21 protein-coding genes are annotated in these 24,491 nt (G+C 35.0%); 8 read left to right on the forward strand and 13 right to left on the reverse strand.

The features are described from left to right. Nucleotides 1–348 precede the first annotated feature (348 nt). Both phnH and phnG read right to left on the reverse strand, forming a co-directional pair. Nucleotides 349–936, reverse strand: coding sequence for a phosphonate C-P lyase system protein PhnH (gene phnH, locus ACP6PM_RS03155; protein ID WP_426581773.1), 588 nt, complete (start codon nucleotides 934–936; stop codon nucleotides 349–351). A gap of 1,746 nt (nucleotides 937–2,682) precedes the next feature. Further along, nucleotides 2,683–3,129 (reverse strand): phosphonate C-P lyase system protein PhnG, encoded by a 447-nt coding sequence (gene phnG, locus ACP6PM_RS03160; RefSeq protein ID WP_426581775.1) that lies wholly within the window; start codon nucleotides 3,127–3,129, stop codon nucleotides 2,683–2,685. Between the two features lie 247 nt (nucleotides 3,130–3,376). On the opposite strand from phnG, the gene ACP6PM_RS03165 reads away from it, so the two are divergent. Together ACP6PM_RS03165 and ACP6PM_RS03170 are read left to right on the forward strand one after the other, a co-directional pair. Beyond that, nucleotides 3,377–4,336 carry an orange carotenoid protein N-terminal domain-containing protein gene (locus ACP6PM_RS03165; RefSeq protein WP_426581777.1) on the forward strand — a complete coding sequence of 320 codons (960 nt, stop codon included), beginning with the start codon at nucleotides 3,377–3,379 and terminating at the stop codon, nucleotides 4,334–4,336. Nucleotides 4,337–4,523: 187 nt separating this feature from the next. Next, nucleotides 4,524–4,856, forward strand: coding sequence for a hypothetical protein (locus tag ACP6PM_RS03170; RefSeq protein ID WP_426581779.1), 333 nt, complete (start codon nucleotides 4,524–4,526; stop codon nucleotides 4,854–4,856). Nucleotides 4,857–5,096: 240 nt separating this feature from the next. Here ACP6PM_RS03170 and ACP6PM_RS03175 read toward each other — a convergent pair whose 3' ends face one another. The 4 genes from ACP6PM_RS03175 to speE all read right to left on the reverse strand — a co-directional run bounded on the left by ACP6PM_RS03175 (nucleotide 5,097) and on the right by speE (nucleotide 9,802). Next, on the reverse strand, nucleotides 5,097–5,954 hold the full coding sequence (locus tag ACP6PM_RS03175) for an EI24 domain-containing protein (RefSeq protein WP_426581781.1): 858 nt from the start codon (nucleotides 5,952–5,954) through the stop codon (nucleotides 5,097–5,099). A 1,020-nt stretch (nucleotides 5,955–6,974) separates the two neighbouring features. After that, the gene (locus ACP6PM_RS03180) at nucleotides 6,975–8,042 is read right to left on the reverse strand and encodes a branched-chain amino acid aminotransferase (RefSeq protein ID WP_426581783.1); all 1,068 of its coding nucleotides are present in this window, start codon (nucleotides 8,040–8,042) and stop codon (nucleotides 6,975–6,977) included. A gap of 503 nt (nucleotides 8,043–8,545) precedes the next feature. Next, nucleotides 8,546–8,713 carry a YqaE/Pmp3 family membrane protein gene (locus ACP6PM_RS03185; RefSeq protein ID WP_293092206.1) on the reverse strand — a complete coding sequence of 56 codons (168 nt, stop codon included), beginning with the start codon at nucleotides 8,711–8,713 and terminating at the stop codon, nucleotides 8,546–8,548. 144 nt (nucleotides 8,714–8,857) lie between these two features. After that, nucleotides 8,858–9,802 (reverse strand): polyamine aminopropyltransferase, encoded by a 945-nt coding sequence (speE, locus tag ACP6PM_RS03190; RefSeq protein ID WP_426581785.1) that lies wholly within the window; start codon nucleotides 9,800–9,802, stop codon nucleotides 8,858–8,860. Nucleotides 9,803–10,343: 541 nt separating this feature from the next. Here speE and ACP6PM_RS03195 point away from each other — a divergent pair. After that, nucleotides 10,344–11,162, forward strand: a complete 819-nt coding sequence (locus ACP6PM_RS03195) for a class I SAM-dependent methyltransferase (protein ID WP_426581786.1) — start codon at nucleotides 10,344–10,346, stop codon at nucleotides 11,160–11,162. A 921-nt stretch (nucleotides 11,163–12,083) separates the two neighbouring features. Here ACP6PM_RS03195 and trxA read toward each other — a convergent pair. The 4 genes from trxA to ACP6PM_RS03215 form a co-directional block, all read right to left on the reverse strand. Then, nucleotides 12,084–12,404 (reverse strand): thioredoxin, encoded by a 321-nt coding sequence (gene trxA, locus ACP6PM_RS03200; RefSeq protein WP_426581788.1) that lies wholly within the window; start codon nucleotides 12,402–12,404, stop codon nucleotides 12,084–12,086. Between the two features lie 145 nt (nucleotides 12,405–12,549). Beyond that, nucleotides 12,550–12,771: a hypothetical protein gene (locus ACP6PM_RS03205; RefSeq protein ID WP_426581789.1), complete on the reverse strand. Its 222-nt coding sequence runs from the start codon at nucleotides 12,769–12,771 to the stop codon at nucleotides 12,550–12,552. Nucleotides 12,772–14,011: 1,240 nt separating this feature from the next. After that, nucleotides 14,012–14,935, reverse strand: coding sequence for a glycosyltransferase family 2 protein (locus ACP6PM_RS03210; RefSeq protein WP_426581791.1), 924 nt, complete (start codon nucleotides 14,933–14,935; stop codon nucleotides 14,012–14,014). An 85-nt stretch (nucleotides 14,936–15,020) separates the two neighbouring features. Continuing rightward, nucleotides 15,021–15,269 (reverse strand): zinc ribbon domain-containing protein, encoded by a 249-nt coding sequence (locus ACP6PM_RS03215; RefSeq protein ID WP_426581793.1) that lies wholly within the window; start codon nucleotides 15,267–15,269, stop codon nucleotides 15,021–15,023. Between the two features lie 727 nt (nucleotides 15,270–15,996). Between ACP6PM_RS03215 and ACP6PM_RS03220 the strand changes: the two genes are divergently transcribed. Continuing rightward, on the forward strand, nucleotides 15,997–17,199 hold the full coding sequence (locus ACP6PM_RS03220) for an argininosuccinate synthase (protein WP_426581795.1): 1,203 nt from the start codon (nucleotides 15,997–15,999) through the stop codon (nucleotides 17,197–17,199). A 541-nt stretch (nucleotides 17,200–17,740) separates the two neighbouring features. Further along, nucleotides 17,741–17,914 carry a hypothetical protein gene (locus tag ACP6PM_RS03225; protein WP_426581796.1) on the forward strand — a complete coding sequence of 58 codons (174 nt, stop codon included), beginning with the start codon at nucleotides 17,741–17,743 and terminating at the stop codon, nucleotides 17,912–17,914. Nucleotides 17,915–18,343: 429 nt separating this feature from the next. On the opposite strand, the gene ACP6PM_RS03230 is transcribed toward ACP6PM_RS03225, so the two are convergent. The 3 genes from ACP6PM_RS03230 to ACP6PM_RS03240 all read right to left on the reverse strand — a co-directional run bounded on the left by ACP6PM_RS03230 (nucleotide 18,344) and on the right by ACP6PM_RS03240 (nucleotide 19,929). Continuing rightward, nucleotides 18,344–18,625, reverse strand: coding sequence for a type II toxin-antitoxin system RelE/ParE family toxin (locus ACP6PM_RS03230; RefSeq protein ID WP_426581798.1), 282 nt, complete (start codon nucleotides 18,623–18,625; stop codon nucleotides 18,344–18,346). Beyond that, the gene (locus ACP6PM_RS03235) at nucleotides 18,625–18,852 is read right to left on the reverse strand and encodes a hypothetical protein (protein ID WP_426581800.1); all 228 of its coding nucleotides are present in this window, start codon (nucleotides 18,850–18,852) and stop codon (nucleotides 18,625–18,627) included. The genes ACP6PM_RS03230 and ACP6PM_RS03235 overlap by 1 nt, the downstream gene beginning before the upstream one ends. A 186-nt stretch (nucleotides 18,853–19,038) precedes the next feature. Further along, entirely contained in the window at nucleotides 19,039–19,929 is an 891-nt protein-coding gene (locus ACP6PM_RS03240; RefSeq protein ID WP_426581802.1) for a PPC domain-containing protein, read from the reverse strand. Nucleotides 19,930–20,049: 120 nt separating this feature from the next. On the opposite strand from ACP6PM_RS03240, the gene ACP6PM_RS03245 reads away from it, so the two are divergent. From ACP6PM_RS03245 to ACP6PM_RS03255, 3 genes are all read left to right on the forward strand, one after another. After that, nucleotides 20,050–21,750, forward strand: coding sequence for a flavin monoamine oxidase family protein (locus tag ACP6PM_RS03245; RefSeq protein ID WP_426581804.1), 1,701 nt, complete (start codon nucleotides 20,050–20,052; stop codon nucleotides 21,748–21,750). A gap of 78 nt (nucleotides 21,751–21,828) precedes the next feature. Next, entirely contained in the window at nucleotides 21,829–22,701 is an 873-nt protein-coding gene (locus ACP6PM_RS03250) for a flavin monoamine oxidase family protein (protein WP_426581808.1), read from the forward strand. 8 nt (nucleotides 22,702–22,709) lie between these two features. Continuing rightward, complete coding sequence (locus ACP6PM_RS03255; protein WP_426581806.1) at nucleotides 22,710–23,195, forward strand: FxLYD domain-containing protein; 486 nt, start codon at nucleotides 22,710–22,712, stop codon at nucleotides 23,193–23,195. The last annotated feature ends 1,296 nt before the right edge of the window (nucleotides 23,196–24,491 follow it).

Here is a 24,491-nt window from a genome sequence, read left to right on the forward strand (position 1 = left end):
ATAATAATTTCATTTTCTCAAGCGCCTGCCAGATGTAGATGAGTAGTGGAATTTTCTGACTATTGCGTATAGAGCAATAATAATTTCATTTTCTCAAGCGCCTGCCAGATGTAGATGAGTAGTGGAATTTTCTGACTATTGCGTATAGAGCAATAATAATTTCATTTTCTCAAGCGCCTGCCAGATGTAGATGAGTAGTGGAATTTTCTGACTATTGCGTATAGAGCAATAATAATTTCATTTTCTCAAGCGCCTGCCAGATGTAGATGAGTAGTGGAATTTTCTGACTATTGCGTATAGAGCAATAATAATTTCATTCTACTAAAATCTATCTACCACTTATCACCTTCAATATTTTGAAATTTTTGTTGTTCTCGGTAAACCAATTACTGTATTTTTAGCGAATAAAAATATATCTATTCCCAAAGGATAATTTTTAACATTAGTTTCCCATTCTGACCAGAAAAATTCTGGTAAACCAGAAATAGAGATTGTTGTTTCTCCTAAAATTCCTGGTCCTGTTAATATTACTTTTTCCCCCGATTCTAAATCTAATCCTTGCACAAATAAAGTAGTTGATTTTTCCGGTTCTTCTGCCGTTCCATGATCAAAATTTAAAAGGTTAGGAATAGCATTAATATTCTTAATTATCCCAAAATCCGCAATTTGAGAATTATCAGTAAAACTACAACCTGTATGAAACAATAACCAAGCTTTTACATCTTGCTCAAAATCTGAACTTAACCAAACTTTTGTTTCTAAATCTAACATTGTTAAACAGGCAGCAGCACAACCTATATTTAAGTCTGATGGTGGAGTTAAGTTGATATTAATTTGTTGTTGTTTTCCTGGATAAGATAAAGCATTGAGTAGCGCCCGAAAAGTTGTTTGAGAATCATCTACAATATCTGACAATCCTGGTAGTTTTGTAATCATAGAAAAATTTTTATAGTTGAGAGTAATGTCAGGAAAATATTTATTTGTCTCTAGTTTTATTTTACTAAGTAGTCGTGCTTTTAGGAATTTCCTAGTTGAGAGAGGAAACAGGGAAAACTTAACTGGGAATAGGGAGAAATAATTGATAATTTATCGATAAGATTGGAGATGTAGAATAAAATGTGTAATTAATTTTGCATAAGCACTTATTTAGTTATTTTACAACGAATAATTTTCTACTTTAACTGGCTTAATACTTTTAGTATTATACCAATTTCATAAAATGTTGCTACATTCAATTTTTGGTTTAGGTGGAACACAGAAAGAGAAATATCTTAATAGTTTTGTAGAATATTTTACTGTAACTATCTATACCTGAATTTGCTATTATACCATTTATCAAAAGTAATGATTTAGCATGAAAATTACTTTCTACTTTGGTATTTTTTCCGAACTCCCTAATACCTAATACTTACCACATAACATCTTTTTTGAGGATATATATAGCACTACGCAAATAGGGGAGCGATTACTTCTGACTTGTGCGTAGCGCTATAGCTTGCCATTAATGGGGTTTGCTATTAGGTGTTCAGTTTTCCCAAAAAGATTTGAGCTTGTATCTTGATTCTCATAAAAAAATCTCTATTTTAGAATGTAAGCATTCAGGTATTAGCGGTCAGCTCTGAGCTTTTTAATGAAAGATGTAGCTCAATAGACTATTAAGGTTAACTGGTTGACTTTTAGCAAAAAATTAGGTCTAAAACCTCCGATTTTATAGGGGATTAACAAAATCAACATCCATATTTCAATTCCAATAGTTTAGGCAGAGGTACTAATAATTGATAACTGAAATAACCCATACTTTTAATTCTTTAAAACCTCTCAATTTCTTTTGCCTCTTTTAAAGGTTAATGAAGCTGTTAACGAAGTTCCTCCGCAGGAGGCTAGCTAATAGCTGACGGCTGAATGCTTACTTTATAATTACTATTTTTGGTAGTTTTTTGACAATAAATATTTACTGTGAAGCTAGGGAATTATTTCACCTCAAACTACTTCATTTAACCTGTTTTAAAGGAACACTAAGTTATATTATGTCCGGATAATTAGTGATAAAAAAATTTTTGTTTGTAGTAGGGTTTCAGCCGGATAATAGATAGGGCTAGAGCAATACTACGAAGCTCTAATTATAACTATTCAACCGGACATGATATTACTGGCTGACTTGATTTTTTCTGAAAATCTTACTACTTGTAAACTACTATCCTATTTTTAATCAAAATAACACCTAATACCAAATTTCACAAAGGTTCTTAGTTGTGAATTTATCATTCTTACTAATAGGGCAAAACTTGATAGTAATATTTTAAAATTTGCATGAAATAAATGATCTAAATAGGGTTTGCTGAAAAAATTATGAGTCGTAAGAGTAGGAGTCAGGAGTCAGGAGTCAGGAGGAATGGGAATTATAGAGGAGGTAGGAGTCATAATTTTCCCTTGGTTTTTCTGCTGTTGTCTGCCTTTTATACTAAGTTTTTGAGCTTTATAAACCGAAAATGTGGTACTTTTTTAATCTAAAAAAGCCTAAAATCTTTATATGTCAATGCTTTTAGATTTATTCAGCCAGCCCTAAATAAAGTTTGTCAAAATAATTTGGTCGCACAACCCCGCCTTTGAAGGTTAAATATTTTTGAAGAGTTGCTCAAAATACTCGTTACAAAAACAACTTTTAACTTCTAATTTCTGACTTCATTCATCCCCTCTAGCAAGGGTAAAGAAATTAACTTTTGTAGCCTCTGTTTGACATTGTTGAGTTTCCATTTTGCGTTTGGCTTCTGCTTCAAGAAATTCAATAACTATAGACTGCACAAGATCATGCCATTCTGGAAGTTGCATCAAACCATCGCACAATGCAGCAAGTTCCGCATGACGATACGATCGCCCTGCCACATAACCAAAACCTATAACCTCTTCTATGTTTACAGTACAGCGAGTAATAGTCATCTCACCCAGATTAAAAACTTGTCCTGTACCTCCAGCACGACCTCGTACCATTGTCAGACCTATTTCTGGCGGTCTGATAAAACTGTATTCAGGCAAAGTCCCTATTTCTGCTACTTTTGTCTCTAACTGGTTTAAATTACTCTTGGCTAGGGTTGCCATCCACTTCTGTCGCATTTCTATTTGAATGTCCATATTCTACCATTAGGTCAACGTTGGATAATTGACCCATTCTCTCCATCTAAATCTAAATGGTATTTAATGTTACGATAAAGGAGTGGTTATACTGGAAACTTTTTCCTCATAATCCCCACCTACAGCATTTTAAATGAAAACTGTAGGTATCTGAGATTTTCCGATCATCCCCCCCTAACTGTATTTGAAATTAGGAATGTGGGTACTTTAGATTTTGAATTTTTGATTTATTTAGCAAGGTAAATTTATGCCATTTTCAATTGATACGGCCCGCAATATTTTCCCCAACACCTTATCTGCTGATGCAGTGCCAGCTACCATTGCCAGATTTAATCAGTTAAGTGCTGAAGACCAACTAGCTCTGATTTGGTTCGCCTACCTGGAAATGGGCAAAACAATTACAATTGCTGCTCCAGGAGCTGCCAATATGCAGCTTGCAGAAATAACGATGAATGAAATTAAGAAAATGAGTTTCCAGGAGCAAACCCAAGTAATGTGTGACTTGGCTAACCGCTCTGATACTCCAATTTGTCGTACTTATGCTACTTGGTCTCCAAACATTAAGTTGGGCTTTTGGTATCAGCTTGGAGAATGGATGAATCAAGGACTTGTTGCCCCTATTCCACAGGGATATCAACTTTCTGCTAATGCTTCTGCTGTATTAGGAACTATTCAAGGATTAGATTCTGGTCAGCAAATCACAGTTTTACGAAATTGTGTGGTTAATATGGGATTTGATGTCAAAAACTTAGGTAGCTATACCAGGGTGTCTGAGCCTGTTGTTGCACCAAAAGATATGGCGCAGCGAACTCAAGTAACTATTCAAGGTATTGATAATCCTACTATCTTGAATTATATGAATAACTTGAATGCCAATGACTTTAATGCACTGATTGAATTATTCACTCCTGATGGTGGACTTCAGCCTCCTTTCCGCAGACCAATTGTGGGTAAAGATGCCATTCTACGCTTTTTCCAAGAAGAATGTCAAAACCTCAAGTTAATCCCAGAGCAAGGAATTTCTGAACCTGCTGATGATGGTTATACCCAGATCAAAGTTACTGGTAAATGCCAAACTCCCTGGTTTGGTGGTGGTGTGGGTATGAATATTGCTTGGAGATTTTTGCTTAATCCAGAAGGTAAAATCTTCTTTGTAGCGATCGATTTATTGGCTTCTCCTAAAGAGTTGTTAAATTTGGCTCGATAGAAATCCGTTTTTGTAACATTTGAAGCTAATTTTAGCAAAGTTATTTAACCCTACGAAAACTAAAAATCAATAAATCTTCAAGAGCGCTCGTCAAACAGAGCGCTCTTTTGTTTGAAAATATAAAGGTCTATATGTTATGATTAATAATTACATAAAAAATCATAATCAAAATAGATTTTAACTAAAGATGATGCAACTTACCGAAACGGAATGGTCTACAACAGAAAAAAAGATCGCTCAAGCAGCTTTGGACAAAGCTAAGGAACGAGAAATTAATGCTTTAATTGCAACAGTGCGTCAACAGGCAAGTGGAATTCAAGAGTTTAATGAATTATGGCATCTGCATGATTTTCTCAGTGCGAGAAGATATGATTTAGATGGAAAGTACGACTCCAGAAATGCAACTGTAATTTTTTCTCTGGCTGGTTTAGTTAAAGAGGGATGGTTGAAGATTACTGAGCTAGAAGGCTTGGATCGAGAAAAGATTACAAAAGTATCTGCTATGACCCGGATGATCTAAATACTATTCCATCTAAAATTAAAATAATATAAATTAAGGGCGGGTGATGAAATGAGCTTTGCTCCTTTAGTCTAAACCTGTCCTTAGTTTTATAGTTATCAGACTATTTTTAGTCAAAAATAGAACAGTTTTACTCTGAGAAAAAATAAATATTATAAATTCTTCCCTCCTGACTCCTGACTCCTGACTCCTAAGAACAAACACACTGTAGAAATATTTTATGAAATTGGTATTAGAGTATCAAGGCTGACTATCTGGTAATAGTTTGGGTAAGACGCGATCGCAACAAAATAAAGTACCTGCTGCTACACATATTGGAATACCTAAAAAATTAACTATAGGAATAGTAATTAAGGCTTGACAAATTAACCCAAAAGTAGCACTTGCTGGAAAACTACGACGTACCACTGTTAACTTCTCTCGAAATTTTAATTTTCTTCTCTCCAAGGGTCCATCAAAAAAGTCAAGACAAACAATAGAAGTTGTTAAAGCTATGCCACCAATAGTTGCGATTAAAGAGCCTCCAGGAAAAAAGTTTAGCAGCAACATTGGCAACCCTATTCCCAGGAACAAAGCAATTTTTTTTAGCTCAAAAAGTATAGCTCGCCAAATATCTCTGATAGAGCCTAATAAGCCTGGAGGAGCTTCAGGCAATGTACCAGTTCTAATTTTTTCTAATTGTTCAGAAAGTTGACCATAAAAAGGTGAACCGAGAATCACTCCAAATTGTACTAACAAAAATCCAATTATGAGAAGTAATATGATAAATATGATGAATTCTATAAACCAATCTAAGATATTATCTAAATAACTTAAAAAATTTAACCAAGTTGGTAGTTCAGAAATCAGAGAATCAAAGCGCAAAGATAAACTATTAAAAATAGTCTCAGTCAAATTAATTCCCGGCAGAAGTAAACCAAGATAAAGAATAATTCCGACCACAATATTAATAAAAATCGGAACAATTATATAACCTATCAATCTGGGATTTTTGACAAATATCATGAGAGCACGAAAATGGTAAGTTGCACCTGCTAATAATCCTACAGGAGCTTCAAATATAGATAGTATTGATTTTGAATTTTGCTGTTTTACCATAAGTTCATAACTCCCCCGCTCCTCTACTCAAGAAAGTGTAGCAAACATTTATCAAACTTGGTATTATCCACAGAATTTTTTTGATAGTAACTACGGCATAAATATAGCAATTTTAACAATTAATAATGAACAATGGATAATGGATAAGTAGGTAGACAAAATTATTTGTGTATTTGCCGTTTACTTACTTATGAGCTTACCTCTTACTTATTGACTCTTGCCTACCACCGCCAAAATATTAAATTAATTCTCTCCAGATACTTAATTATTTTTGAGCATAATTATCAATTATCAATTATCCATGATCCATTGGTAATTAATTTTGCTTATAAAATTATCAAAGTAGAACAGAATTATATTTAATTAATCAACTTATGATTTTTAGTTTTAATCTAATACCAAATCCGATGAGCGAAAAGCTGATTAAAGATATCTATATTCTGCATTATCCTGTAATCAGCCTATACTACCAGATAAAGTCATGACTTGTTTCTATGTAGAATTTCTCAAGTTACTAATACCATTTCATACCAAATACGGTTATTAAAAGCACCTTTTTCAAAATCCTCTATAACCACCTCCCCATCTCCCCATCCCCCCATCCCTCATCTCCTCATCTCCCTAAAAGGATACTTTATAAACCGGATTTAGTATCACTTTAAGGATGTCACAAATAGTTTCAAAGTTATAATGTCAAATAATCCCTTAAAACTATTGTAACCTCAAAGTTTTCTGTCTATTAAATCTTAATTTTTGAATTTTGACTTTTAACTTTTGACTTCAGTGAAACGGTATAAGGTACATTTGTTTTTCTTATTTTCTACTCCCTACTCCTTACCGAAAAATCAAGGTATAAAGCCTCTCCATTCATAGATAAAAAGCGGTCTAGGGATGGATGGGTTACCTAACCATATCCTATCGACCAACAGAAGAAAAAAATTCCTTTTAGCCAATTCTTCTATTACAGAATAGGTAATTATTAATTATTAATTATTAATTGTTAATTATTGAATCCCTAGTTTACAATTGACAAACCCAGCCATAAGGGTCAGTAACTTTCCCAGTTTTAATATCTTCCAATTGTTGTAAAATTTTAGGAGCATATTTACGTTCAGAAACAGGAGGTAAAATCATATCTCTACCTTGATAATTAATAGTAGAAATATGAGCAATAGTAGCAGCAGTTCCCATGCCAAATGCTTCAGAAAGACTCCCCTCTTGATAAGCATCTGCGACTTCATCAATAGAAATTAATCTTTCCTCAACTTTAAAACCCATATCTCTAAATAAAGTTAATACACTATCTCTAGTAATTCCCGGCAATATAGTTCCCGTTAACTTAGGAGTAATAACGACATCATTAATAACGAAAGCCACATTCATTGTGCCACATTCTTCAATATATTTTTTCTCCTTCCCATCCAACCATAAGACATTATCATAACCCTGTTGTTTAGCTTCTTTATCTGCCAATAAACTACCACCATAATTACCAGCACATTTAGCTGCACCAGTTCCTCCTTCAGCAGCTCGGATATATTTATCAGTCACAATTAACTTTACAGGTTCAGAATAATAAGCACCTACCGGACAAGTAATAATAATAAATTTATAACTATTTGCTGGTTTGAGACCAACGGATTCATCTGTGGCAAAATAGATAGGTCGAATATATAATACACTACCTAATTGAGTAGGAATCCAATCAGGATCTAGTCTAATTAATTCTTTCAAACCATCCATAAAAATATCTTCAGGAATGGGTGGCATACATAATCGAAAAGCTGATTCATTAATCCGTTTATGATTAGCTTGGGGGCGAAAAAGTAAAGGATTTCCTGTAGGACTTCTATAAGCTTTTAAACCTTCAAAAACTGTCTGACCATAATGTAGTGCAGACATAGAAGGAGACATAGAAATATTACCATAAGGAATAATTTTTACCTCTTGCCAACTACCATCTAAGTATGTAGCAACCAACATATGGTCGCTAAATACTTTACCAAAGGGACTATTATTGATATCCTGTTCTTTAATCCGAGAGTGGCTAGTTTTTTCTATAGATATTTGAGAACTAACTATTTGCATTATTGTCTGACTCCAGAATAGTAACTACAATTTTTCTAGAATACCATTGATAACTTAGTAGTTACCAGTTATGAGAAAATTTACAGCTGTTTTCAGGTCAATGAACCACATAAAAAAAATGATAACCCTGTAGGGACGTTGCATGCAACGTCCCTATTGCTTTGGTCTACTAATCATGAAAAGCGCGATATAATACAAAAAATAACCATAAAATGTGGGGATGGGTTAATTTTAATTGATAATTAGCTTTGATCCAAATAAAATCAAATACCCATCCTCTTATCTAGTCTTGTGATGTCTAATTTATTTCCTTAACCTGTTTAAAGATGTTTAAAATTAGATGACAGTTGCTCAAGGTTGGCACGCACCCAGAGGTGTCATAAACTAGATAACGACTCCTAGAAATTCTAGGGAACTGGTCACATTATGGGCAATCTCGATGCCCCCTTTATATTGCGGAGCAATTAATGGTGGGTTTGTGACTCTAATGACCCAACTTCAGATTATTCATCATGCTTGGCAATAACCCAAATAGCATGAACAATGCCACCAATATAAAAACCAAAAATAGTTAGAAGAAGATTAATCCAAAAAGCACCGCCTAGACCAACAGTTAAGAAAACACCTAAAGGCGGTAAAAATATAGCAGCCAGAATTCGTAGTATAGTCATTTTAGTTACTCTTATAATTCCTAAACTATTGTTTTTTCAGAATATGGCAATAGCCACAAAGGTGAGGAATTATAGAATAAGCAAAACAAGTGAATATCAATAATTAACCTTCTTGCCTCTTTATTCCTCCCTCTTTATATAACTTCAACTCTTAGTAGAACCTTTACCGAAAAATTTAGGAGGTTTTGCTAAAGTATAAACCTCCGTTTCAGTGGCGATCGCCTCTCGCAGATGTTTCGGCACTTGTAACATTCCCAATAAAGTAGTCCCATCCAACATCCGAAACTCACCAGTAGTTTTTTCTGCCAAAAGTTTATCAATTTTTTCTGTATTAGGATAACTATCAATCATCTCCCTTGAACCCAGAACAAAACCCCAAGGTCGCCCATAAGTAGGGACATGACTACTATAGGATTGAACATAAGGAAATACCGCCTTCATTGTATTGACAATTCGAGCATGAAGTTTCATTTCTCCAGGGGAAACAGGACCAGCTTGAACAACAAAAAATCCTCCTGGGGTAAGTACCCGGAGAATTTTTTCAAAATAGTCCTTAGTAAATAATTGAAATGAGGGTCCCTCTTCAATAGGATCGGAAAGGTCAGAGATGACCACATCCCAACCTTCACCAGAGGTATCCAAAAATTCTAAAGCATCACCAATGACCAACTTGAGGCGAGGGTCATCAAAAGCATTCTTGTGCATTTCTGGCAAATACTGGCGACAAGCTTCTACAACTTCTCCATCAATATCAACCATGGCCACTTTTTCCACAGTTTGCCAACGTAAGACCTCCCGAACAGTAGCTCCTTCACCACCACCAAGAACAAGAACTGTGCGAGGAGATCCATGAAAAATCATAGGAGGATGTACTAGAGGTTCATGGTATAAAAATTCATCCCCTGTACAAGATTGCCATTTACCATCAAGAACCAGTGCTTTACCATAAATACCTGTTTCCACAATGTACATTTCTTGATAAGCAGTTTTCTTGTGGGCAAGAACCCGAGTAATACCATGAACATAAATATCCCAAGGTGTGATATACTCGCTGACCCACAAATCTGCACCAACTTCAGTACCAGCCATAAGACATACTCCTGAATGACATATTTATCTAAAATTATTGAGACAGAATGTATTTCTTAGCACAAAATGGTTTTCGATTCCAGGCAAATTAATATATAAACCAGAGGTTTTTACAGATATTATTAACTAAATCACCTTCTTTCAGAGGATCTCCACTATCAGAAAGTTAAGTCTCAGTCAAATAATTATCATAAAGTCAGAAAAAAATTAGCTAAACAACATCTAAAAATTAGTATACCAACTTACAGAACATACCGTCTTAAGTGAAAGAGTTTTGCTGAGAATCTCCCGCTCAGTCCGAATGTTTAGGGAGAGAGTATGTCAATCAATATATCAAGAGCAAAAATAACTTTTCCTAATTAAAATTATCTGCACTTATCACTCAAATCTGACTTTTGATTAAATCCCAGGTATTATTACTTATTTATCTCATTAAAATTATCTACACTCATCACTCAAGCCTTACTTTTGACTTTTGACTTAACAAATTTTAGCTTGTATTCAAGTATAATTCATTAAATAAATTACTCTTGATAGTGCTATGGAAAATAATACAACTAACAACTTCCCAAATGTCTCTTTCAATCAGTGGGATGTAGAACTTTACGAGAGTAAACATTCCTTTGTTTCTAACTTGGCAATAGATTTATTAGAATTGCTCAATCCCCAAATAGGTGAAAAAATTCTTGACCTTGGTTGTGGCACAGGTCATCTGACTTATAAAATTACTACGAGAGGAGCAAAAGTTATAGGAATTGATAATGCTCCGACTATGATTGAAGAAGCTCACCGTTGTTATCCAGATATTAAGTTTTTAGTGGGAGACGGAGTTAAGATCGAGTTGAAAGAAACATTTGATGCGGTGTTTTCTAATGCAGCACTTCATTGGATTAAAGAACCAAAAAAAGTTATCCATAATATTTGGCGCGTACTTAAACCAGGAGGTCGTTTCGTTACAGAATTTGGTGGAAAAGGTAATATTGAAACAATTATTAGTGGTATTTATGAAGCTTTAGATGCTGCTGGTTATAGTAGCAATAAACAACTTAATCCTTGGTATTTTCCTACTGTAGGAGAATATGCTACTCTATTAGAATCGGAAGGTTTTTTGTTGACTTTTGCTAGGTTATTAGAAAGACCAACTAAACTTGAAGACGGAGAATATGGTCTGCGTAATTGGATTAAGATGTTCGCGAGTTGTTTCTTTGAAGGAATCCCTGAAAAAAAGCAAAATATTATTATTGATGATATCGAAAATAGATTGCGTCCTAATTTATATAAGAAGGGTAAATGGATAGCTGATTATAAGAGAATTAGAATTATTGCTTTTAAGGAAGGTCAACCAAATAAATATTTCTAAATTATTGATTATTTAAGTTATTGTTGCAGTCTAGAATCATTAATCATTTATATATGTTACCAACTTATATTTCATTTCACTGATATGATTGCTAAAAATTAATGCTTTATACTATGTTTAGTTGGAGACTTAGGAATTGCTGAAAAAATATTATGGGTGAAGGCAGAGAACAGGTAATATTAATAGTTTTAGTATTACTTTCTCTGCTTTTTTTCTCATATTTTACCCAAAATGTTAGGTTTTTGAGCTGAATTTTAGTCATTTTATTGCACTTTTTTCAAGCTTTCGCAGCTCTTAAACCTATAATATCTATTGGTTATGGATTTATTCAGACATTTCTACTTACAGTGTAAGGATTCAGGTCCTATAGAAAAGCCTATAAATCTTTATGGATAAGTATTTCCAGCAATTTCCTCCAAAATCCTATTCTCAATTAGAGATTGCTACAAGCCTTTATTTTCGTGATTATTGAGAATGAGGCTGTTAAATTTCTGAGTCAGTCATTTTCAGAAGTCTCTATATAACTAGGTTTGAGATACCTGAATCCTTACCTTACAGCAGTTTTGGAGTTGATGAGGTACAAAATTTTAGGACTTTAGGCAACAGGCAAAAGAGAATTAATAAACTGTAGCTCACTATCCTGGTCAAATGCTGTAATAATTAACAGAAACAAGTGCAGAGGGAGGAAAGTAGAAAGGTTCTTAGGAACCTTCCTATAACTGAAGCAAATTAAACAATTTTTTTTTGTTTTTTTACCTACACCCAAAATCTTTGTTTTTCAGGATATACAGCCAAACTTTTGAGATTTCCTATTGCCAGTTAATCACCATAAAAATTGAGCAATAAATTAAATAAATTAAGTAGCTCTCAAACATTCAAAAAAAACGATAATTTTTCAAGCCGACTTACTTAATAGAATAATTAAAGTAACTTATCAAGTGCTGTCTTGTAAGTTTCATAAGGAGAAACACCAATTACATTTTCTACAAGTTCACTACTTTTAAAAAACATCACTGCTGGAATACTACGAATACTGAATTTCGTGGCAGTTTCTTTGTTTTCAGAAATATCAAGTTTAACTACTTTGACACGATCTTGATATTCTTCAGCTAACTGGTCAATTAAAGGACTAATTTTCTTACATGGACCACACCAGGATGCAGTACAATCTACGACAAAGACCGTCTCAGAAGTTAAAAGTGTATCAAATTCACTGTCATTTATGTAAGTTGCTGTATTCATTGGAATACCTGATATAATTAATCATTATTCATCATATAGTAATTATAGTACTTGTTAGCTATTAATTTCTAAGTTTTTAGGGAAGAAGAAAAATAAGTGTAAGCGATCGCTTTGAGAAACCCTCATAGATGTATAGATAGATAATCTAAGTTATTTTATTTTTATTTCGATCATCAATCCATTGCTTGGCAAGTTTAACTGCCTCTTGTCGAGAAGAAGCATAAGGTACTGCTACAACACAACCTAATTGATAATTAGCCCAAACTGCATAAGTAGGATATCCATTCATTTCACCTTTGTCTATTTCAACTTTCCAACCTTTATATTCAAAGGACAACATAATATGAGGAAAATCAGGTTCAATCATTATCTCTTTTTAACTATAATTATCAATATTGTCATCAGCAACATAAACAGCTTTTACATTGTAGCAATTTAAAAATATCCGAGAAATTTCTCAAGCTAAATGTGATTTGACTAGATAAATTAACTGTTGCACAAAAACAGTCATTGTCTGTTCATTTAATCTCCCGCTCAATGACAAAAATCCTCATAATAATCTGTGCAACCAAGTTATTTGAATCATCATTTTATAGCGCTAGGGAATAGGGAATAGTAGGGTGTCAAAGGGTTTCTGAATTTATCAATGTCCTAACCTTAATGCGTAACGCTATAACTTCCCAATTCGGATGTTTTTGATTTGACTCTGTTTTGATAAAACAATGGAAAAAGTAATATTCTCTATAAAGATTTCCTAGGGAATCTGGAGCTAACTGCCGTCAGTTTTTAGTTTTCCTCTTGGATCGAAACGGCAAACTTCAGCACTTATTATACTTAACCTCATCTTGTCTTGATGCGAAGAAATTATCAGACCTCTTACAAAGGTTGTAATTAAATAAATTCAAGATCTAAAATTAACAATTTCATCTCCCTATTCCCTGACTTCTGCAATAAGTCTATTGTTAATATATTTCAGATAGTTTCTAGCATAAATAATAGCTCCTCAGTGAATATACAGCCTATTCCATGTAAGTATGGTACAGTGATTATAGTAGATTTGATTAAAGACATGAAAACTTTATTCGATACTTCAAAAACTACCTAAAAATTTAGTGCCACTGTACCTCATCAACCTAGAATACGCTGTAAATGTTCTTAAACAAATCATTACTTAATTCATAAAAAAGTTGAGAGCTTATTGGTAAGGCATCATGTAAAAATAAGTTGTACAAATTTTATCTGAAATAGATTGTGAAATCTAGCTTCCATCAAAAAAACTGTTCAGGTTATTTTTACACGGCTCCTAAGCATTCAGCCGTCAGCTATTAGCTAGCCTCCTCGCGGAGGAACTGGGTTAACAACTATTGTTTTTAGTACGTATTCAAAGCTGTATTAATTGAGCGAGAATTAAATCTTACTACAAAAGACCTTAAAGTCTATATTTATTTAAACTCCGTCCTTAAAAGGACTGTCTTATTGCACTTGAGCTGACTGATAATAAAGGACTGTCTTATTGCACTTAAGCTGACTGCTAATAGCTGAATGTTTACACTTATTGCTAATAATTGTTTGCCGAGCATTCCAGCACGGAAATACTTACTATCCCCTTAATTATAATTCTCAATATTACCATAAGCAGCATAAACAGCTTTTACATTATACCAATTCAAAAATATCCGAGAAATTTCTAAAGCTAACTGTGATTTTCCTCGGTCAATTAACCATTGCAAAAAAACAGCCATTGTCTTTTCATTTAATCTCCCACCTAATGACAAAAATCCCCATAATAATCTATGTATCCAAGTCATTTGAATCATCATTTTAACTTCCAAACTAGGATGTTTTTGATAAAATAAAACTCCCATTTTCCCCCTCTGAATTTCTCTTTCAATCATTCCTGGTAACTGTTCTAAAGAAAACGGGGGATGCCAATGATAACCAACAGCATCCGGGCATTTAATCAATTTCAAACCAAATTTTTTTAATCTAAATCCTAACTCCAAATCTTCCCAACCATACTGTTGAAAACGAGTATCAAATAACCCCGCTGCAATTAACCAATGACGAGCGATAGCCACATTTCCTGTAGCAAAAAAAGCTGCCGAAAAATCAGTCAATTTATAAGGTTCTGAAGTAGGAAAATCAAAATTACAAGTATTAATTACTCTGCCATAAGTAAATACATTATCTGACCTTGCACCAACCAAACTATTTGCGTGTGATTGTAGAAAAGAATCTGTCACCACCAAGTCACTATCAATAAAAATGATAAAATCTCCCTTGGCCTGTTCAACCCCCAAATTTCGAGCTGCTGCTGGCCCTTGGTGAGATTGAGTCAAAAGTTGGACATGAGAAAATTCTGTTGCTCTGGTCTTTAAGCAAGAGATAGTGTCATCTGTTGAACCATCATCGACAACTATTACTTCATAATCTATAATTGGGCGGTGATAATTTTGATTTTCTAGAGCGCGAAGACATTTTTCTAAAATCGGTTTGCGATTATAAGTGGGAATAACTACACTGAAAAACATTTTGTCTCCTAAGTGACATACTCCCACACTAAGCTAGTGCTATAGTGTGGGCTTCTCGTTTCCCAGCCCTGGCATTGCATCAGGCTCAACGAGCTTTAAGAACGGAATCAAATACCGCCCTATTTTTTATATTTATCCCTGCATTCAAGTCCCGGTCTATTACAATACCGCAATGGGGGCAAGAATGAGTTCGTATGTTTAATTCTTTATCGACTTTTTTCCCACAGTTTGAGCAATCTTGGCTAGTATTTCTGGGGTTCACTGCTATGGTTTTCACTCCAGCATTTCCGGCTTTGACAGTTAAAATAGTTAGAAATTGTCCCCCAAATCGCATCGTTAATTGATTTACTCAAACGAGTCTTTGCTAGCCCTTTCATGTTTAAGTTTTCGTATTGGATAACATCCGCTTTTGATAACAATTCATTGGCTGTTTTCAAGTGGAAATCTTTACGTTTATCGGCTACCTTATTATGTTATTTTGCAACAGATTTGACAGCTTTTAACCATCTTTTACTACTTTTCTTTTTAGGAGATAAACGTTTATTTAGAGTCTTTAATCGCTGCTAAGATTTTCGATAGTATTGAGGTATAGGGACAGATTATCCTTCACTTGTGTCTATTTGTTCTTTGTTTGGCCTTAATTTATATTGGTAGGCAGTCCGCATGGTGGAAAATTTCCGGGGTTATAGCAAATAATAATACAAGTTTTTCAACTAGGGCGAAAGCTTCTGCTGGGATGTTGGCCAATTGATGGGCATCGAACCCATTCAATTTGCTGCCGATTCATCTGGTCGCCAAATCTGCATATTATGGCGTGAGGTTTCTCAGCGATTCAGCTAAAAAGGGTAAACAAGGCAGAAGTTGGTACAACAGAAGAAGTAGAAAAGTTTTGATGTGGTATTTTTCCTCTGTGGGTCTCTAGTTTTTTCTACACCCTATTACCCACTTTTAATTCCTCTAACAATTAGGATAGACTCTAGAATCTGTACTTTGCCTGACAATAATTTTACAGGCTTAGTCCCATAATAAAAACCCAGTTGTTAATTTCTAGAAAAAAATCTATGAGTCGTGCCACTAAAGTTGTACTTGCTTATTCTGGTGGAGTAGATACCTCGGTTTGTATTCCTTACCTGAAAAATGAATGGGGAGTAAAAGAAGTAATTACCCTTGCTGCAGATTTAGGTCAGGGGGATGAGTTAGAAGCAGTTCAGAAAAAAGCATTAGATTCGGGTGCAGTAGAATCTCTAGTCATAGATGTTATCGAACCTCTGATTAAAGAATATGCTTTTCCCGCTATTCAAGCAAATGCTCTGTATGAAAATCGCTATCCTCTGGCAACAGCATTAGCTAGACCTTTGATTGCCAAAATATTAGTAGATGCAGCAGAAAAATATGGTGCTGATGCTATTGCTCATGGTTGTACGGGAAAGGGTAATGACCAAGTAAGGTTTGATGTTGCTATTGCTGCACTAAATCCTCAAATTAAGATTCTAGCTCCAGCGCGGGAGTGGGGAATGAGTCGGGAGGAGACTATTGCTTATGGTGAAAAATATGGCATTCCTGCTCCTGTGAAAAAATCTTCCCCTTACAGTATAGATAAAAATTTATTGGGGATGGCGATCGAAGCAGGTGAGTTGGAAGATCCTTGGGTGGAACCACCAGAGGAAGTTTATAACATGACGAAGGCGATCGCCGATACTCCGAATGAACCGGAATATGTTGAAATTGGTTTTGACAAAGGAATTCCTGTTAGTCTGAACGGTCAAGGTTTAGGTGGCATTGAGTTGATTAGTCAACTTAATCAGATAGCAGGAAATCATGGTATTGGTCGAATTGACATGATTGAAAACCGTCTAGTGGGGATTAAGTCACGAGAAATTTATGAGTCTCCGGCAATGTGGGTACTTATTCAAGCGCATCGCGACTTGGAAAGTTTAACTTTGACTGCTGATGTAACTCGTTATAAGCGGGGTATTGAGGAAACTTACAGTCAGTTGGTTTATAACGGTTTATGGTTTAGTCCGTTGAAGGGTGCGTTGGATGCTTTTATTCAACAGACACAGGAAAGGGTGACTGGTGTTGTACGAGTGAAATTATTTAAGGGTAATGCAATGGTTGTCGGTCGTCAGTCTGGCAACTCTTTATATAGTTATGACTTAGCAACTTATGGTGCGGAGGATGAGTTTGACCATAAAGCGGCGGAAGGATTTATTTATGTTTGGGGTTTGCCGACTCGTGTTTGGTCGGAGAAACTTAGGGGTTGATAGATAGGTGATTTTTAACTTTGATTAGTTGTTCCTGTAGGGATGAAATACTAGTCTCTACAGGAATATTATTATTTAATTAGGACTTACGCAAAGAAACCGGGTTTTTAGGATAAATCGTTGTTTTTAACAATAAACATTGACGAAAAAAACCGGTTTCTCGGTTCACCTGCGTAAGTCTTGTTAATAATAATCAAAAGTCGTGCTACTCTCAGGATTTATAAAAATTCTACTTTTACTGGAAACCAAAGGTTTCTTTGATTGGGGACAGTTTGGTAAAATTTTGTGAACTTTTCCGGATTGAGTCATCTCATCTTGTATAGAAATTTGAAATAGTCGTTGGAACCCCAAACAATCATGTAAAGTAAGCATTCAGCCGTCAGCTATCAGCCATCAGCTATTCTTTTTGGGGCACGTTTAAAGGTTTATTGAGCCAGATATTAAATATTACTAAAAGTCGGCTGCCTTGATTTTAAAGTCTATTAAATTCATTTAATGTCCTTAAGCTCTAATTGCGCTCGTGCTGACTGCTAATAGCTGAATGCTTACACAAAAATTGTTAATTCCTGATGAATTACGAGAAGCTTTAAATCAGGAAATTGTGGCAAGACAAGAAGCAGAAAAACGAGCTGAAGCAGAACGTCAACGAGCTGAAGAATTGGAATCTTTATTGTCTCGTTATCGCGATCGCTTTGGAGAATTACCTGAAAGTTAACAGAATGAAACGGCAATTTTTTTCTATAGCAATCCGCCCATAGGTTGCGGGTAATCAAAAAGTAGATAAAAAAGCTGAAACTCCCACCAGTTAAGTGTTCCTTGCTCCCTATTTCCTAAAAGCGGTAAGATTTTTATACACAAATAAAATAGGATTGCTATATTTACTAGGATTGCTATATTTACTAGGATTGATACATTCGGAAATAATAACCAGAAACTCTGGATTTAGATTCAGGATTAAATATACAATATTTGAAGAGTTAAAATTTTCAGAGTTACTCATACATTTATCGGAAATTAAAATTGAATACTACAATTGAACACTACAAATGTAGAGTATAGCATTTTTGAATTTTAGGGCGTAGGTTGAGTTGAAGTACGGTTAGTGCAACTTATTAGTAAGAGAAATCCAACCTAAAACTCAAATTCAATAAACTTCATCGTGAGTTCCTATATTCAACAATAAAATAGCCTCTTTCCCTTCTTCGGGATCTACAACAAACTCAAAGATAATTCGATAACTATAATCTAAAGAACAAGACCAGCAACCTACTAAATCTCCCCTTAATTTATTGGTTCGCAAACTAGGATGAAACGGGTCATCTGCCAACTGCCGTAGTGTCTCCTCAATTAACAAACGTAGTTGAGGATTTTTGCGAACTAGACCTTTAAAAGAACGCAAAGATTTAGAACTCCAAGCAATTTTCATCAATCTTCATCCAAAGCTGCTAAAAAATCATCTACTGTCCCAAACTGAACTTTTCCTTTTTGATAATCCTGTCTAACCTCAGCAATTTCTTCTCCTAATTGTCTTCTTCGCTCTTGATACAAACGCTTTTTAAGAATATCAAGCAGAATTTCTCGATCATCCAAAGAAAGTTTTTCTACTATTTCTATTACTTCTTGGAAATTAGAAGTTTGATAATGTTCGCTCATAACTTAAAACTAATATTTCTTAGATTATATAATGGTCGTATATTGATTTTCAACAGACAGATATTTTGGTTTCCTTCGTCAACTGAATAACTGATAACTGAATTTAGGGCAGGCAAAGAAAGAGGCCAAGTTTATAGTTGCTTGATGATAATTCAGCGTTTACCCACCCTACTATTATTAACTACTCTAAATTGGACTAGCTTCTAAAAACAAAGAATAATTTGTATGACCACTAAACTCAGAAACTCGGACAAAATAATTACCCTCTGGTAAAGAATCAATAGCTATTCTCTCATCAACAGTACCCACATTTCTTGACTCAGCAAAAACCTCTAAAGCTTCTAAAACTCCATTATTATTAATATCTTCAATTAACTCTATATCTGCATCCCCAACTAAACCAGTTAATACAACATCTAAACTACTGGGAGTATTCAAAATAAAACTATAAATATCAATCGGATTTCCATCTCCAATAAAATTGTTAAATTCTGCTGTTCCCAAAACACCAAGATCGGCATTAATATTTAACAAATCATCTCTAAAATCTGGAGGGGTACTCAAACGATTTTCTGGCAAACCAACTAAAATATAATGTTGAATTGCACTACTAAAACTACCATTATTTAATAACTCCACTACATCCGGATTTTGAGCAAGATAAAAATCTGTGTTAAAGAAAAAACTAGGGTCGCGATTTTCAAATTGACCAAACCTGACAAAATGTTCAAAAGGTGTTAATCCTGCTGATTCTAATGTTGTAGCAAAATCAGGATTGGCTCTATAAAATAAATTAGTAAATAAAGGACTAGGGTCGCGCAATTCAAATTGACCAAAATTCAGGAAATGTTCTACTGCAGTTAACCTACCCTCTTGAATAGCAGCAGCTACACCAGTATTAGTTTCCAGGTAAAAGCTAGTATCAAATAAAGCATTGGGGTCTCGATTTTCAAATTGACCCACATTCACAAAATGTTCCAACCCACTACTGAAATTACCCGCAGCAATTTCATCTACAACGTCGGGGTTTTGAAATAAATAAAATCCTTCATCAAACAGAGTTTCAATAGTTAACATTTCTTAAAAGTTTATTTTTGAGTTTACATTGCAACCTGAGCAATGTTATCTTACTACAATCGTTCATTTCTGTATGCTTTAAATTCAAAATTTATACTTAAAAATTAAGGGACATCAATTATGGGTAAATCTTCTTTAATGACAATGCTACGTCGTGCTTATGGTATTGCCAGAATGTCCAGAAAAACAGGCATTCCCACTGATGAATTATTGGGGATGGTGAGAGAAGCTAGAAGTCGCAACTTTCCGACTACTCGGCGTCGTTTGTTACAAGGTGGTTTAGGGTTTGCTGGAGCAATGGCAGCTTCTAATTTCTTCAAGGGTGGAGAAAGAGCAATGGCTCAAACAACACCTATATTAATAGTAGGTGCTGGAATTGCAGGATTAACTGCAGCTTACCGTCTCACTCAAGCAGGAGTGCCAGTAAATGTGATTGAAGCGAGGAATAGAGTCGGTGGTCGGATCAAAACTATGGATAAAGTTGCAGGTACTTTTCTCTCAGCAGATTTGGGTGGAGAATATATTGATAGCGACCATAGTGTTATTCGTGGTCTAGCAGCAGAACTTGGGTTAACAGAAGTAGATTTGTTTGCTAACCAGGAAGGGTTAGTGGGAACTGGTTACTTTTTTGAGGGAAGATTTATACCAGAGACAGAATTGATTGCTGATTTTGCTCCTGTGGCAGAAAGAATAGATGCAGATTTAGAGGCGATCGACGCATTTGAAGATTATACAACTCCTTTTCCAGAAGTTGTGGAGTTGGATAATCTCTCTATTACTGAATATCTGGAGAGCATCCCAACTACTCCAGTAATGCGACAAATAATTAGAACAACTTATAATGTTTTCTACGGTCGGGATGCAGAAGAGCAATCTAGTCTGAATCTCATCTATGTTATTAGCACTGATGAAGGCGTATTTGAACCTTTTGGAGCTAGTGACGAACGTTATGTTATTCCTGGTGGGAGCACACAAATTATTAATCAACTGGCGAGTTTTGTGGAGGGTTCGATTGAAACGGGAACTATATTAGAGTCAATTAACAGTTTGCCTGATGGTCGTTATCAAGTAGGTTTAAGGTCAGGAGAAAGTAGTTTTGAGCGCACATACGAAAGAATTTTGATTACTCTACCATTTAGTGTTCTACGACAAGTACAGATTAATGTAGATTTACCTCCGGTGAAAAGGTTAGCTATTGACACAATGGGTTATGGTACTAATTCTAAATTAATTACTGCTTACCGAGACCGAATTTGGCGCAACTTTGGTTTTAGTAGCGATGTCTACTCAGATTTAGGTTTTCAAGATATTGAAGAAGCAGGTCTAAGTAGAGCGGCTTTAACTCCTGGTGCAGCTTTGTTAACTAACTATTCTGGAGGTAATCAAGGCGTAGTTATTGGTAGTGGCACTGCAGAAATTCAAGCTCAACAACAATTACCACAATACGAGTTGGTTTATCCTGGTATTACTAATACTGCTATTCCTGGTAATGCAGTGCGGGCTTATTGGCCAGGGGATATATATAGTCTGGGTTCTTATTCTTGTTATTTACCAGGGCAATGGACTCAGATGTATGGTGTAGAAGGAGAGCGTGTAGGTAATCTATTTTTTGCAGGGGAACATACCTCTTTAGATTATCAAGGTTATATGGAAGGTAGTTGTGAAACTGGTGAAATTGCAGCTATGGAAATTTTAGAAGATTTGGGTTTAGCTCCTGCTGTTGAAGCACTAAGGATTAAACAGTCTTTAGAACAAAGAGAAAGAGGTAAAAACGGAGGACGTACACAAAATAAGAAGCGGAAGCCTTCTAAAGAGGGATAGTTTTTTAACCATATATTACAGTGTCTGTGCCTAATTCCTATGATAATGAGACTTCAAAAATGAACTAAATCTTCCTTGATGACAATACTAAGTCGCGCTAATACTATTGCCAGAATCTCAAGAGAAACTGGCATCCCTAGTGATGAATTATTAGGAATGGTAAAAGAAGCTAAAGCTAGGAAATTTCCCAATGCTTGCACTCGTTTATTAAAAGGTGGTTTAGACTTAGCTCAAAAATTTAAAGTTTCCCTTTTTTCCAAGGGTGGAGAAAGAGCAATATCTCAAACAACTCCAGTATTAATAGTAGGGGCAGGAATTTCCGGATTAACTGCAGCTTACCGTCTAACTCAAGCAGGAGTTCCAGTAAACGCGATCGAAGCTAGTAACCGGGTAGGAGGTAGAATCAGAACTCGCCAAAAACCATTAGGTACTCCATTTGCCGTTGAACTTGCTGGGGAATTTATCTACACCGAGCATATTTATCTGCGCAGTTTAATTAAGGAATTAGGATTAAATCTTGTAGATTTGCAGGCAGTTGATGAAAATTTGGAAACACAAGAAACTTACTTTCTTGAAGGTCGCCAGGTTTCATTAGCAGAAATTATCACAGACTTGCCACCAATTGTGGAACAAGTTAAGGCACATTTAAAGGCGATCGCTAAATTTAAAGACTATACCACAAAAATTCCAGCAACAGTAGAACTAGATAATATCTCAATTGCCGAATATTTAGACCAAATTCCTCAAACTACACCAGCAATTCACCAACTAGTCAAAGCTGCTTACGAAACTTACTATGGTCTAAATATGGAAGAGCAGTCTAGTCTCAATTTAATCTATTTAATAGGTACTCAAGTAGGTGAGTTTGGCATTATTGGTGTTACCGAGCAACTTTTTAACCTACAGGGAGGTAACGAGAGGAGAAAAACTGCGATTAAATTTCAACCTTAATAATTCCGATGAAATACTTCTATTTTACTATATTAATACCATTATTACATGGGGGAGTCGAACGTCAATTATTACAGAGTAATATGGTGAATATACTTGCTCAAAAATCTGAGTTTAATAACCCAATTTGTTATATGGAAACTACAGAGGGTAAAATTATTAATTTAGTCAATCTCTGTGGGAATAAAGAAGCTATTGATGAAACCCCAAAAGTTGCTTGTAAATCAGAGGAAATTAAAGCTACAGAGATACCGATTAGTAATGTTAACTATGACGGTAATTTTTTAACTGGTAAAGTCACAAATAAAAGCTGTCAAACAGTCAAACTAATTAAAGTAAATTATCAAGTATTAGATGATGAGGGTAATATTATTGATAATGGTTATATTTATGCTCAACCTGCCACAGTTGAACCCGGAAAAGTAGCATCTTTTAAAAGTAATGTTTCTCCAGGAGCAAAAGTAGAAACAACTTTTGTGGAATGGAGTAATTAACGAAGTCAGAAGTCAAAAGTTAGAAGTTAGAAGTTAAATTATGATATCAAGTCTGATTAATTAGCCATAATAAATCAGATCAAATCCCCAGGCAATGGAAGTGTTATAAGAAACCGAGTTTATGGGAGACAAATGTTAGTATGTAGGGCATTTTATATAAACCAGGTTTCTCTACTTTATTTAGCAAAAAGTATACATTATTTACAAATAAAACCAAAAATGGAGAGGCTTTATACTTTAAGAGTTCGGTAAGTATTTATACTATATAGCTCCGATTCATTGACCTTTCTGTGGAGTCAGATTCTCAGGAAAATATTAAGCATAAATACTCAATTAATTAGTCAATTATGACCACTATGAATTGTCTCCTATCTCCTGTCTCCTGTCTCCTGTCTCCTATCTCCTGTCTCCTGTCTAAAGATAGAAAATATTTGGGTGAAATTTTAATTTCACCATTCCTACACTTCCTTTGCGCAGTAACAAAAATTAGATGCGATCGCAATTGATTTTTAGGAGATGTTTAATAGACCTCTCCAAAAATCCAAAATAAAATCAATTATACCAATTACTAAAAGTAATGCTACGCTTCAGCTAGACTTCAAAAGTCAAATAGTTACCAAGGTTTAAAGTCTTTTTTTGACAATTATTAATCGGTCAGTATTGATTATTCCTACTTTGACTTCTCCCCCTCCTGGGAGGGGTTAGGGGCTTACAGGGGTAGCTTTTTCACAAAGGAGCGATCGCTCGCTTTGATTCAGTTATACCAAATTCATGCATAGGCTTTTACATTCATTCTTTGTGATTTATTCCTACAGTTTAATACTTTATGGCTTGCATTCATTGTCACTCATTAAAGTTTTTTCCTCCATTTTTTGTCTATTTATCTTTCCTGATTCCGGCGTTCCCTATCTCCTTTTACCTGTTCTGTCACGCTCTGCAATATTTTCAGGACTTACGCAAATTCTTAGACAACACGCTATCGGTAGAGGGCGAATGCCATTCGCCCCTACTATATATGGTGATTCTGCGTAAGTCCTGATTTTATGAAAATGGTATTAAAAATTCTCAAAAAAATGTACTTTTTTAGACAATAAATAGCTATAAACTCTCCCCTCCTCCCCTCCTGGGAGGGGTTAGGGGTGGGTCCCCCTCTCCCCACACTTCTTTTAGATCAAAGGTAAAAAACCTACCCCTCTTCCCCCTCTCCCCACACTTCTTTTAGATCAAAGGTAAAAAACCTACCCCTCTTCCCCCTCTCCCCACACTTCTTTTAGATCAAAGGTAAAAAACCTACCC

It is taken from the genome of Dapis brunnea BLCC-M229 (assembly GCF_050015995.1).
GTDB lineage: Bacteria > Cyanobacteriota > Cyanobacteriia > Cyanobacteriales > Microcoleaceae > Trichodesmium.